11 protein-coding genes and 1 tRNA gene are annotated in these 12583 nt (G+C 68.9%); 4 read left to right on the top strand and 8 right to left on the bottom strand.

Annotated features, from left to right (window positions below; genetic code table 11):
• Positions 1-68 precede the first annotated feature (68 nt).
• A complete protein-coding gene (gene trhA / locus EAS64_RS15550; RefSeq protein WP_187365948.1) occupies positions 69-770 on the top strand; it encodes a PAQR family membrane homeostasis protein TrhA in 702 nt (233 codons plus the stop codon).
• Between the two features lie 75 nt (positions 771-845).
• Here the strand turns inward: trhA and EAS64_RS15545 are convergent, their stop codons facing one another.
• Together EAS64_RS15545 and EAS64_RS15540 are read right to left on the bottom strand one after the other, a co-directional pair.
• Entirely contained in the window at positions 846-1583 is a 738-nt protein-coding gene (locus EAS64_RS15545) for a lysophospholipid acyltransferase family protein (protein WP_145853732.1), read from the bottom strand.
• A gap of 572 nt (positions 1584-2155) precedes the next feature.
• Positions 2156-2237, bottom strand: a tRNA-Tyr gene (locus EAS64_RS15540).
• Between the two features lie 145 nt (positions 2238-2382).
• On the opposite strand from EAS64_RS15540, the gene EAS64_RS15535 reads away from it, so the two are divergent.
• Positions 2383-2877 (top strand): YajQ family cyclic di-GMP-binding protein, encoded by a 495-nt coding sequence (locus tag EAS64_RS15535; protein WP_145853731.1) that lies wholly within the window; start codon positions 2383-2385, stop codon positions 2875-2877.
• Here the strand turns inward: EAS64_RS15535 and EAS64_RS15530 are convergent.
• Positions 2874-3653 (bottom strand): M48 family metalloprotease, encoded by a 780-nt coding sequence (locus tag EAS64_RS15530; RefSeq protein ID WP_145853730.1) that lies wholly within the window; start codon positions 3651-3653, stop codon positions 2874-2876. The genes EAS64_RS15535 and EAS64_RS15530 overlap by 4 nt on opposite strands.
• Positions 3654-3997: 344 nt before the next feature.
• Between EAS64_RS15530 and EAS64_RS15525 the strand changes: the two genes are divergently transcribed.
• Positions 3998-5857 carry a 2-oxoacid:acceptor oxidoreductase subunit alpha gene (locus EAS64_RS15525; protein ID WP_145853729.1) on the top strand — a complete coding sequence of 620 codons (1860 nt, stop codon included), beginning with the start codon at positions 3998-4000 and terminating at the stop codon, positions 5855-5857.
• Complete coding sequence (locus EAS64_RS15520) at positions 5850-6917, top strand: 2-oxoacid:ferredoxin oxidoreductase subunit beta (protein WP_145853728.1); 1068 nt, start codon at positions 5850-5852, stop codon at positions 6915-6917. The genes EAS64_RS15525 and EAS64_RS15520 overlap by 8 nt, the downstream gene beginning before the upstream one ends.
• Positions 6918-6984: 67 nt before the next feature.
• On the opposite strand, the gene EAS64_RS15515 is transcribed toward EAS64_RS15520, so the two are convergent.
• The 5 genes from EAS64_RS15515 to nuoN all read right to left on the bottom strand — a co-directional run bounded on the left by EAS64_RS15515 (position 6985) and on the right by nuoN (position 12559).
• Entirely contained in the window at positions 6985-7755 is a 771-nt protein-coding gene (locus EAS64_RS15515) for a hypothetical protein (protein ID WP_145853727.1), read from the bottom strand.
• Positions 7745-8698, bottom strand: coding sequence for a hypothetical protein (locus tag EAS64_RS15510; RefSeq protein ID WP_145853726.1), 954 nt, complete (start codon positions 8696-8698; stop codon positions 7745-7747). Before EAS64_RS15510 ends, EAS64_RS15515 begins: the two co-directional genes overlap by 11 nt.
• Before the next feature lie 403 nt (positions 8699-9101).
• Positions 9102-9749, bottom strand: a complete 648-nt coding sequence (msrA, locus tag EAS64_RS15505; RefSeq protein ID WP_145854780.1) for a peptide-methionine (S)-S-oxide reductase MsrA — start codon at positions 9747-9749, stop codon at positions 9102-9104.
• Positions 9750-9871: 122 nt separating this feature from the next.
• Entirely contained in the window at positions 9872-10873 is a 1002-nt protein-coding gene (locus EAS64_RS15500; RefSeq protein ID WP_439333600.1) for a polyprenyl synthetase family protein, read from the bottom strand.
• Between the two features lie 120 nt (positions 10874-10993).
• Entirely contained in the window at positions 10994-12559 is a 1566-nt protein-coding gene (nuoN, locus tag EAS64_RS15495) for an NADH-quinone oxidoreductase subunit NuoN (protein ID WP_145854776.1), read from the bottom strand.
• Positions 12560-12583 lie beyond the last annotated feature (24 nt).

Here is a 12583-nt window from a genome sequence, read left to right as displayed (position 1 = left end):
TGAGCCCGCGCAATCGCGGGGCAGCGGCAGGAACTGGAGTTTTTCATGCTTATACGGTCGGTAGGTACGTGACCGGACAGGCGGCGACAGACGCGGGCCACACAGAGGCAGCCCTGCTTTACGACGCTCGTCGCGGTGTCTACTACGCCAGGCCGACGCTTCGCGGCTGGCTGCACCTGCTTTGCTTCTTGGCCTCGCTGGCTGGCGGCGCGCTGCTGCTTGCCCGTGCGCACGGTGCCGCGCAGGTCACGGCCACCGCTGTCTACGCGGTAAGCCTAAGTGCCCTGTTCGGGACCAGCGCGCTCTACCACCGCGGTAACTGGAGGGCCTCCTGGCGGCTGCGGCTCCGGCACCTGGACCAGGCGATGATCTTCTTCCTCATCGCCGGCACGGCGACTCCCGCCTTCCTGCTTTCCGCACCCGTCGGCGCCGGCCTGGCCTGTCTGGTCGTGATGTGGGCGCTAACGCTCGCTGCGGTAGCCGCCCGCCTGGCGCGGGCGAGCACGCCGGAGTTTGTAGCTGGTGCGCTGTTCATCGGGCTCGGCTGCACAGGCGGCCTCGCACTGCCATGGGTGTGGATCCACGCCGGCACCGTATCCGGGATCCTGCTGCTGGCCGGCGGCCTGCTCTACATCGCCGGCGCGCTTTTCTACCATCGTCGCTGGCCAGACCCCTACCCGTCGGTATTCGGCTATCACGAGGCCTTTCACATTTACGTCTGCGTCGCTGCGGCCTGCCAGTACGCGGCGATAGCGCGGCTTACCGGCTGAGCTAGCGTACGGACGTTCGAAAAACTTCAGTCTGCCCGACTTCCAAGTCCTGCAGGCAGCGTCGCGACCACTACCTCAGCCAGCCGGGTTCCTAGGGTCGTGCGGGACGGAGGGCGGGGTCTCTCCGCGCAGCTGGCCGACCAACTCCGTGAGCTGTGCCATGATCGCGTCGGTAGCCGCGCGCAGCGCCTTCGCGGAATCCTGCTGCCCGGCCCACCGCGACAGGTCCACTGGGCAGCCGGCCACCACGTGCACGGTCTTGCGCGGGAACAGCCTCGGTACCTTCCCGCCGAAGGGGACGATGTCCTGGGTGCCCCAGTGCGCGACCGGGATCACGGGCACGCCCGTGGCTAGGGCGAGCCGGGCGACACCTGTCCTGGCGGCCATCGGCCACCAGTCGCGGTCGAGGGTCGTGGTCCCTTCCGGGTAGAAAACCACAGCCGCGCCTTCGGCCAGCCGCTCTTCTGCCTCGCTGAGCGCCAGCGCCGCATCACTGCTGCCGCGGTACACCGGCACCTGCCCCGCCTTGCGCAGGAACCCGCCTATGCCCTTCACCTCGAATGCCGACGCCTTGATCATGAACACCGGATAGCGGCCGCAGGAGTGGAAGAACACGCCGTCGGGCGCAAAGTCGAGGTAGGACAGGTGGTTCACCGCCAGGATCACACCGCCGCTTCCGGGGACGTTCTCCCGGCCGCCCCACTTGTTCCTGATCAGCGCATGGACGAGGGAGCGCAGCACGATAACCGAGGCCAGCCGCCACGATGGCGAGTAAGCCCTGGCCTTCGTGGCTGCTGTGTTGATTGTGCTCATCGGGATTCGGCCCCTTCCGCGCCGCCGCGCGTACCTCGCGAGGCGGCGACGTCCGGCGGTCATCGTGCCGCGCGCGTCCAGCTTGACTCTGCTGGCCGCGCTGGCTTCCCGGCGGCTGGCCGCGCAGTGGCTGACGAAATAGGTGTGGAGGGCCGGGTAAGCGGCGGTGATGCCCTAGTCGTCGAGGAGGCTTCAGGATCGTCGCCACCTGTCCGCTCAGATATCACCGGGACATGAACCAAGCCAACTCTAGTGTCAAACCAGTAGAACCAGCCAGATTGTCGGCGCCCGCAATCCCGGCGTCGCAGTCCCCCATTGGTGGCGCACGGCACAACCGCCCTGCGGACCTCGGGCAGCTGGCGCCCAGACAGTGCTGACCACCGGCGCGTGGCCGTCCGTGAAAAGCCGACGGTGCACACCGACCGTCCGCACGCCCCGGACGCCGTCCGTCATGCGTCCGTGGACACCGCAACACGACGGTCCACGGCGATACGAGATGACACACCCCGGGACAAGCAAAACGGCCCGCCCAGCGCGAGAATTCGCAGCTAACGGACCGTTTCCGCTGGTAGTGGCAGGTGATGGGTTCGAACCATCGTAGGCTGAGCCGACGGTTTTACAGACCGCTCCCTTTGGCCACTCGGGCAACCTGCCTAGCGCCGCCGTATCAAGGCAGCAGAGAGAAATATAGCGGACATCGCGAGTGCTTGCGACGTGGATCCCCGCGCGCAGACCCGTCCGGGACTCTCGGTCGCCTCCAACGTGACGATCCGCACCCTACCCGTCTACGCTGTGGGTCATGCCTTCTGAGTCCAGCTTCGACATCGTGTCAAAGATCGACCGGCAAGAGGCCGACAACGCGCTCAACCAGGCCGCGAAAGAGATCAGTACCCGGTTCGACTTCCGCGGCGTCGGTGCGTCCATCGCCTGGTCCGGCGAGAACGGCGTGGAGATCCGCGCCAACAGCGAGGAGCGCGCGAGCGCCGTCCTTGACGTGTTCAAGGAGAAACTCGTCAAGCGCGGCGTCTCCCTCAAGCACCTCGACTCCGCCGAGCCGAAGGTGTCGGGCAAGGAGTACCGGATCGCGATCGCCCTCAAGGAGGGCATCTCCCAGGAGAACGCCAAGAAGGTGTCCAAGATCATCAGGGACGAGGGCCCGAAGGGCATCAAGGCCCAGGTCCAGGGCGAGGAACTCCGGGTGACGTCGAAGAGCCGTGACGACCTGCAGTCCGTGATCAGCCTGCTCAAGGGCAAGGACCTCGACTTCGCCCTGCAGTTCGTCAATTACCGCTAGAGCGCCGCGGGGCCGGGGCCGCCGGTCAGGGCCTCAAGGCGGCGGACTCGCTCGCTGGTGGGCGGGTGGGTGCTGAGCATGCCGCCGAGGCCGTCCGACGGGAACGGGTGGGCGATCATCAGGTGGCTCGCCGCGGCAAGCGTGCCGCGCGGGCGCAGCGGCTGGGCAGAAGCGGCGGTGTCGATCTTGCGCAGCGCGCTCGCCAGGGCCAGCGGGTCGCCGGTGAGCAGGGCCCCCGACATGTCCGCCTCGTATTCGCGGCCGGTCGGCGCCGCGAGGTGGAGCAGCACGGCGATCAGCGGGCAGGTCGCGACGAGCGACGCGAGGCCGGCCGACCAGGAGGACACGGCGACATCCCTGCGGCTGATGTGCGCGAGCTCGTGCGCGAGCACGGCGCGCAGTTCGGCGGGCGACAGGATGCGCAGCAGGCCCTCGGTACAGCACACCGCCGCGGAACGAGCGCTGTAGCCGACGGTGAGGATGTTCGGCTGCGCCGCGGGCGACACGAAAAGCCGCGGCCCCGGCAGCCGGGCCGCGCGGGCGAGCTCCCTGACGATCCGGTAGAGGTCGGGGCGCTCCACCTCACTGACGGGACGCGCGCGGAGTGCGGTAAGCACCATCCGTTCCGAATGGAAGTAGATGATCCAGCCGAGCGCGATCAGCAGCGCGCTGACCACGGCGGCGCCGGCCAGCCCGAGCCAGACCGAGGCGACGGCGAGCAGTGCGGCGCACAGCACGACAGCGGGCAGCGCCGCGCGCAAGCCGTAACAACGCATCGCGGCCCTCCCTCCATGACGCGCACGTCATCCGGCACGGGTGTCTCAGGCGTCTCCGCTGGATCACCTATCGACCGGTATGTCTGTATCAACGGGCCAGCGTGCTGTTAAGTTTCCGCATGTCATAAGCATGTCACCGCTGTACCATCTGGCTGACCCGCCAGAATTGTTCTACATTTGAATCTTCAAACGTAAGAAATAAGTGGCATGTGACGCGGACCACACACCGGCGCGCCGGGATGGCGGGCCGCATAGACTTTAACGCGTCTTGCATACACGCCCCCGGCCGATGCGGTGGTGCTGAACAAGGGCGCCGGCCCGGCGTGCGGAGGAGGCTTAGCGCTGTGACCAAGCAGGTCCAGGAGCTTGACCACGTAATAATTCGGTTCGCGGGAGACTCCGGTGACGGCATGCAGCTCACCGGTGACAGGTTTACCCAGGAGACGGCGGTCTTCGGGAACGACCTGTCCACTCTCCCAAACTTCCCAGCCGAAATCCGCGCACCCGCCGGAACGCTCCCCGGCGTCAGCAGCTTCCAGCTGCATTTCGCGGACCATGACATCCTTACTCCCGGTGACGCACCAGACGTGCTGGTGGCGATGAACCCGGCCGCGCTCAAGGCCAATCTCAAGGATTTGCCGCGCGGCGCCGAGCTGATCGTCAACACCGACGAGTTCACCAAGCGGAACCTGACCAAGGTCGGCTACGCCGCGAATCCGCTCGAGGACGGGTCGCTCGACGGCTACCAGCTGCACCCAGTGCCGCTGACGTCGCTGACCGTCAAGGCACTCGAAGACCAGGACATCTCACGCAAGGACGCGGAACGGGCGAAGAACATGTTCGCGCTCGGCCTGCTGTCCTGGCTCTACGGCCGCCCGGCCGAGGGCACGCTGAGCTTCCTCGAGGCGAAGTTCGGCAGGAAGCCGGAGATCTACAAGGCCAACGTGACCGCCTTCCACGCGGGCTGGAACTACGGCGAGACCACGGAGGACTTCGCGGTCCGCTACGAGGTCAAGCCGGCCAAGATCACGCCGGGCCGCTACCGGAACATCACCGGCAACCTCGCGCTCGCCTACGGCCTCATCGCGGCCGGCCAGCTGTCGAAGCTGCCTCTGTTCCTCGGCTCCTACCCGATCACCCCCGCCTCGGACATCCTGCACGAACTGAGCAAGCACAAGAAGTTCGGCGTGCGGACGTTCCAGGCCGAGGACGAGATCGCCGCCGCGAGCTCGGCGCTCGGCGCGGCGTTCGGCGGCTCGCTCGCGGTGACCACCACCTCCGGCCCCGGCATGCTGCTGAAGGCGGAGACGGTCGGCCTCGCGGTCTCCGTCGAACTGCCGCTGCTCGTCGTCGACGTGCAGCGGGCCGGCCCGTCGACCGGCATGCCGACCAAGACCGAGCAGACCGACCTGCTGATGGCGCTGTACGGCCGCAACGGCGAGTCCCCGATCCCGGTCGTCGCCGCGCAGAGCCCGTCCGACTGCTTCTTCGCCGCGATCGAGGCGGCGCGGATCGCGATCACCTACCGGACCCCGGTGATCCTGCTTTCCGACGGCTACCTGGGCAATGGCTCGGAGCCGTGGCGGATTCCGGATGTCGCGGACCTGCCCGACCTGTCGGCCGAGTTCGCCTTCGCGACGCCGGCCGACAAGCCGGAATCCGGCGACTTCCAGCCGTTCAAGCGCGACCCGAAGACCCTGGCCCGCCCGTGGGCGATCCCCGGCACCCCCGGCCTCGAGCACCGCATCGGCGGCATCGAGAAGGCCGACGGCTCGGGGAACATCGACTACGACCCGGACAACCACGACCTGATGGTCCGCACCCGCGCGGCCAAGATCGAGGGCATCGCGGCCTCGATCCCGCCGCTCGAGGTCGACGACCCGTCGGGCACGGCGAAGCTGCTCGTCCTCGGCTGGGGCTCCACCTACGGCTCGATCGGCGCAGCGGTCCGCCGCGCCCGCCGCGAGGGGTACGAGGTCGCGCAGGCGCACCTGCGGCACCTGAACCCGTTCCCGTCGAACCTGGGCGACGTGCTGCGCCGCTACGACAAGGTGCTCGTCCCGGAGATCAACCTCGGCCAGCTCGCCCTGCTGCTTCGCGGCAAGTTCCTTGTCGACGTGATCTCCTACAACCGCGTCCGCGGCCTGCCGTTCCGTGCGGCCGAGCTCGCAGAGGCGATCGAGGAAGTGCTCTCCCATGAGTGAGAACCCAGCGATTATCCCGAACGGCAGCGGCCGCCTCCGTTCCCTCACCCTCGTCCCTAAGGCGGAGGGCCTGGCGACGAAGGACTTCAAGTCGGACCAGGAAGTCCGCTGGTGCCCGGGCTGCGGTGACTACGCGATCCTCGCCGCGTTCCAGGCGTTCCTCCCCGAGCTGGAGGTGCCGCGGGAGAACGTGGTCGTGGTCTCGGGCATCGGCTGCTCGTCGCGACTGCCGTACTACGTCTCGTCCTACGGCATGCACTCCATCCACGGCCGCGCGCCGGCGATCGCTTCCGGGCTCGCCTCCTCGCGGCAGGACCTGTCGGTCTGGGTGATCACCGGCGACGGCGACGCGCTGTCCATCGGCGGCAACCACCTGATCCACGCGCTGCGCCGGAACGTGAACATCAAGATCATGCTGTTCAACAACCGGATCTACGGGCTGACCAAGGGCCAGTACTCGCCCACCTCCGAGCAGGGCAAGGTCACCAAGTCCACCCCGTACGGCTCGCTGGACTTCCCGTTCAACCCGGTCTCGCTGGCGCTCGGCGCCGAGGCGTCGTTCGTGGCCCGGTCGATCGACTCCGACCGCAAGCACCTGCAGTCGGTGATGCGCGCGGCTGCCGACCACAAGGGCTCGGCGTTCATCGAGATCTTCCAGAACTGCCCGATCTTCAATGACGACGCGTTCGCGCCCGTCAAGGAGGCGGGCGCGCCCGGCCTTATCCGCCTGGTGCACGGCGAGCGGGTCCGGTTCGGCCCCGAGGGGTCGATGGGCCTGGTCTACGGCCCCTACGGCTCGATCGAGGCCGTGGAGGCCGCATCGGTGCCCGAGTCCGACCTGATCGTGCACGACGCGGCGCGGACGGACCCGTCCTACGCGTTCGCGCTGTCCCGCCTCGACGGCTACGACTTCGCGCACACCCCCATCGGCGTGTTCCGCTCGGTCGAGCGCCCGTCCTACGACGACGCGATGGCCGCCCAGATCGCCACCGCCCGCGCCACGGGCGAAGGCGACCTCGCCAAGCTGCTGTCAGGCAACGACACCTGGGAAGTCGTTTAACGCTTCCCGCTGGCACGAACGAGCGCCAGCCACTCCTCGCGAGTGGCTGGCGCTGAGCCTTCCCGCCCTATCGCTGTGCGGGCGCTCCCCGCGCAAGCAGTCCGGCCAGTGCCTCGGGCACGTCCTTGCCGCCCAGGGCGCCGGGCCGCAGCTTCGCCGCATCGTGCGCGTCGCGGGCGAAGGCGTGCAACTGGCCGCCGTGGCGCGCCAGCACCAGGTCGGTACTGCTGCCGGCCACCTCGGCCGATCCCTGTGTGTCGTACCTGGTGACGGTGACCAGCGCGGAGCGCTCGGCCGTCGTCAGCAGCGCATCGGCGTCCCGCCCGGCGTCCGGGTCGGCCGCCCGTCCCCGCGGCAGCCAGGCGGCGAGCAGCTTCAGCGCCTCGCCCAGCTTGCGCAGGCTGATCTCGTGAATGCCGAGGGCGTCGATGCGGACCATCATCGTGATCGGCTCCGGCTGCGGCAGCAGCAGGATTCGCCACGGCTCGCCAGGCTCGGTCCCGGTCGCGCGGGCGTCGAGTACCATCCGGGCCCGCTGCTGGAACGCCGCCGTGATACCGAGGTCGCCCCGCACCTCAAACTCTCCCGTCGCGGACCCGGCGACCAGCAGCTTCCGCGCCGCCAGCGAGCGGACCGCCTCGGCCAGCACCTCGTCCGACGGCCGGGCGGCGAGGAAGTCCACGATCGCGTCCACCACGGTGAGCTCGGCGACGGTGTACGCGCCAAGCTCGACCGGACCGGTGCCGACCAGGTTTACGATCTGCGTGACCAGGCCCGCGGGCACGGTCACCGGCGCCTGCGCCGAACCCGGCCTGGCCGGCTGTCCGTCACCGCTCACCAGGATCTCCTTCCGCTTCCGGCTGGCCTGGCTCCTCGTGCGCTGTCCCCGCCGACGGCACCCAGGCTGGCGGGGGCGGCTGCTGCGGCCGCAGCATCGTCGCGGCGACCGGGGACGGCGACTTGGTGACCCACACCTCGGAATTGCCGAACAGGCCCCGCCCCGCCCGACCCTGCAGCGACTGGCCGAGCTCCCGCGCCGGGTCCGCCCGCTCCGGCGGCGCGAACCGCCGCGCCAGGTCCGCCGAGGCCGCCGTCACGTCGTCCTCCGCTTCGATCCGGCGCAGTGACGTCGCAAGCAACGCGGCCACCGGCGGCGCCAGCGGGGTGGGCACCGCCAAGTCGGGCGACAGGTAGATCGGACGGCGCTCGGTCCACCGCGACAGACCCCACGGGCCGACGTTGCTGCGCGTCACCCGGTAAATGACGTAATCCATCAGGTGGCGAACGTCGTCCGGGCCAGGAAGCTTTCGCTTGCCGAACGCGGCGGGGGTCTTCTCCAGCTGGACCCACGTGCCGTGCGCCGTCCGCCCGTGCAGCTTCTCCCTGACCACTAGGCCGCGCATCCCGAGATCCGGGTAGACCTTCTTGTCGATGTCCCGGTGATGGCTGGACAGCCGCTGATGGCTGACCCGGGGAAAGCTCCAGCTCTCGTACAGGTCCGGGTCATCCACGATGACGTGCCCGCCGCGCAGCATGTCGCGCAGCTGCGGAACCTGCAGCCCGCGCTTCTCCAGGTCCGCAATGATGACGGCTTCCTCCGGGCTGAGGTGCCGTGCCGCCTCAAGCAGCCCCTTCCGGTAGTCGCCGTCCCTGGCCGTGATCTCGATCATCAGCCGGACCCTGGTGCGGGTCTCCGCGGTCTGCCGGGCCGTCCGGGACCTGGCGGCCCGACGGCGCCGGGCTGCCTGCGTGACGGCAGTGACGACGCTCCCCCGGCTCATAGCTTCAGTCTTCCGAGGCCGCCACCAGGCTAACCCCCGCGGCACCGCCCGTATTTAGCGAGGCCGGGGGTGCCCGCACTGGCAAAGTGGCTCAACGGCTGCAAACGATTTCGACAAAATTCGATGGATTCACGCAACCTATAAGCCCAGCCAGAGTCTCCTTATGAGGGGGAACCGCCGGGGGTAACCCGTAAGTCCATCGCGGGGTACGCCTAGGAGCTCATCCCGGTCGGCAGCCTCAAGGCGCGCACGACCTCGTGGGCTCCCGAGGACGGCGGCATCGTCAAGAAGACCCTGGCGAGGCACTGGACCGACCTGAACGCGGTCAAGAACAAGGTCACCGGCAAGTAGCCGAAACGCCAAGCGGCCGGCCAGCGTTCGCTGGCCGGCCGCGCCAGCCCAGTCAGTCCAGCTTCAGGCCGATCGGGCAGCTCACGCCGGTGCTGTGGTCTGGGCAGTAACCGTGCGGCACCTTGTACAGGTACTGCTGGTGGTAGTCCTCCGCGAAGTAGAACTCGCCCGCGGGGACGATCTCCGTGGTGATCTCGCCGAAGTAGCGCTCGCTCAGCCGCTTCTGGAATTCGGCCTTCGACTGCTCGGCGGCCGCCCGCTGCTCCTCGCCGTGGTAGAAGATCACCGACCGGTACTGCGTGCCGATATCGTTGCCCTGCCCCATGCCCTGGGTTGGGTCATGCGACTCCCAGAACACCTTGAGCAGCTGGGCGTAGGACACCTTGGCCGGGTCGTACACGACCCGCACGGCCTCGGCGTGCCCGGTACGCCCCGTGCAGACCTCCTCGTAGGTGGGGTTCGGCGTGAAGCCGCCCTCATAGCCAACGGCGGTCGTGTAGACGCCCGGCACCCGCCAGAAGTTCTGCTCCTCGCCCCAGAAGCAGCCGAGCGCGAACTCCGCGATCTCGGTGCCCTCCGGGTAGGGCCCCTGCAGCGGCGTGTGCAGGATCTCGTGCAGCGCCGGCACTGGCATCGACTCCGGCCGGCCCGGCAGGGCGTCCTCCGCGCTGACCATCTGCGTCTTACGGAACCCGAAAATGCTCACCGTGCCTCCTTCAGTGCTTTCCCGCTCGCCGCCGCGCTTTGGCTCGCCGGGGAATCCGCCTCACACAACCACAGTACGAGTACGTCTGTTCCGCGTTACAGGCGCAGCGGAACCGGCTATGCGGTGCGGGTGCGGACGAAGTCGCAGAGGGACTCGAAGGCGGCACGGGCCGGGACGTCGGGGAGCTGTGCGAGCAGGTCGCGCGCCTCGCGCACCCAGGTCCTGACCGTCTCCCGCGCCTCCTCGAGCGCGGGGGACTTGCGAAGCAGGGTGAGCGCCTCCGCGTGCAGCTCCGGGTCGGTAAGGTCAGCCTCGGTGAGCAGCTCGCGCAGCCGCACCGCGTCCGCGTCGGCCGCCGCGCCGCGCAGCGCGTAGAGCACGGGCAGCGTGCGCACACCCTGGCGCAGGTCGGTGCCCTGCTCCTTGCCTGACTCCGCGGAGGTGGAGGCGACGTCAAGCACGTCGTCGGAGAGCTGCCAAGCCACGCCGATCCGCAGGCAGGCGTCGGAGATCAGGTCGGCCGTCTCGTCGGGCAGGCCGGAGAACATCGCGCCGAACCGTCCCGAGGTGGCGATGAGCGACCCGGTCTTCTCCGTGATGACGTGCATGTAATGGTCGAGCGGGTCCTCGCCTGGGCGGACTCCGACGGTCTCGAGCAGCTGGCCGTCGACGAGACGGCCGAACGTCTCCGCCTGGATCCTGATCGCCTCGGGACCGAGGTCGGACAGGATGCGGGACGCCCGGGCGAACAGGTAGTCGCCGGCCAGGATGGCGACGGAGTTGCCGAAGCGAGAGTTCGCCGAGGCGTGGCCGCGCCTGATAGCCGCCTCGTCCATGACGTCGTCGTGGAACAGGGTCGCCAGGTGGGTCAGCTCGATCGCCACGGCGGCGGGCACCAGCCGCTTGTCACGGAAGTCGCCGAACCGCGCCGCGAGCAGAACGAGCATGGCACGGAACCGCTTGCCTCCCGCCTCCATCATGTGCCTGGAGACGTCGGCGAACATCTCGTCACCGCCGAAGGAGGTGTCCCGGAGTGCGGCTTCGACGACGGCGAGGTCCTCGGCCATCTCCGCGCTCAGGGCGGCGTCGGCGAGGTCGACGGGAACTGCGATGCTCACACCAACTCCATGTCGTCGTGAATACCCAAATCCCCAGGGTAGCCGATGGCCGCCGTCGCACCGGGATCCGGGACGGGATCACGAGGCAAGCGACAGGCGGCCATCGTCAGGAAAAGCGGGTCAGCGGACGAACAACTGGTTCGCCGCGTGATTTGCCAGCTGGAGCAGCGGCGCCGGCACGATGCCGAACACCACGGCGGACAGCGCGCCAAGGCCGACCGCCGTGCCGGTGAACACCGAGGGCACCGCGACCACCGGGCCGTCGGGCACCGGGTCGCTGAAGAACATCAGCACGATGATGCGGACGTAGAAGAAGGCGGCGATCGCCGAGGACACCACGCCGACGATGACGAGCGGCGTGGCGCCGCCCGCGATCGCGGCCGAGAATACGGCGAACTTTCCGGTGAACCCGGACGTCAGCGGAATGCCGGCGAAGGTGAGCAGGAACAGCGCGAACACGCCTGCCACCCACGGGGAGCGCTTCCCGAGCCCGGCCCAGCGGGACAGGTGGTCGGCCTCGCCGCCGGAGTCGCGGACCAGCGTGATCACCGCGAACGCGCCGATCGTGGTCAGTCCGTAGGTCGCCAGGTAGAAAAGCGAGGCGGACAGGCCCTGAGCCGAGGACGCGATCACCGCGGTGAGGATGAACCCGGCGTGCGCGATGGACGAGTAGGCGAGCAGCCGCTTCACGTCCGTCTGGGTGACTGCGATGATCGCCCCGATGACCATGGTGAGGATCGCGACAACCCAGAACGCGGGCCGCCAGTCCCAGGTCAGCGTGCCGAACGCGACGTAGTAGACGCGCAGCAGGGCGCCGAAGGCCGACACCACGGTGCAGGACGCCATCAGGGCGGTGATCGGGGTCGGCGCGCCCTGGTAGACGTCGGGCTTCCAGGCCTGGAACGGCACCGCGCCGATCTTGAACAGCAGCCCGATGCCGGTGAGCGCCACCCCGGCGAACAGCAGGGTGTCGGAGCCGGTGCCCGCCGACGCGTCGGCGGAGATCGTGGCGAGCGAGACCGAGCCGGAGTATCCATACAGCATGGCGACGCCGAACAGGAAGAAGGCCGAGGAGAACGAGCCGAGCAGGAAGTACTTCATGGCCGCCTCGTGCGAGAGCAGCCGGCGCCTGCGGGCAAGACCGCACAGCAGGTACAGCGGCAGCGACAGCGTCTCAAGGGCGACGAACATCGTCAGCAGGTCGTTCGCGGCCGGGAAGAGCAGCATGCCGCCGACCGCGAACAGGGTCAGCGGGTAGATCTCGGTGTGCACCAGGCCCGCCAGCAGGCTCTCGCGCTCCTCGGTGGACCCGGGAACGGCGGCCGCCTGCCCGGCGAACGTCGAGACGTCGTGCGACGCGTCGGCGATCAGCAGCACGGAGACCGCGGCGAGCACCAGGATCGTGCCCTGGATGAACAGCGTCGGCCGGTCGACGGCCACCGCGCCCATCGCCGCGTTGTGACCGGAGGCGCCGTGCGCGAACAGCGTCGAAGACGCGGCGATCACGCACGTCCAGATGAACGCCGCCACCAGCGCGCCGAAGGTGACAAGCAGGTGGACGGCACGGCGCAGCTCGCGCGGCACGAAGGCCTCGACGAGCACCCCGACGATCGCGGCGGCGAACACCACGAGCATCGGCGCGAGCTGGCTGTACTCGATGCTCGGCGCCTTGATGGCGCCGGGCACCGCAGCGGCGACAGCAGCAGTGCC

The sequence above is a fragment of the Trebonia kvetii genome (assembly GCF_007827045.1).
GTDB lineage: Bacteria > Actinomycetota > Actinomycetes > Streptosporangiales > Streptosporangiaceae > Trebonia > Trebonia kvetii.
This window is presented reverse-complemented; position numbering and strand designations above follow the sequence as displayed.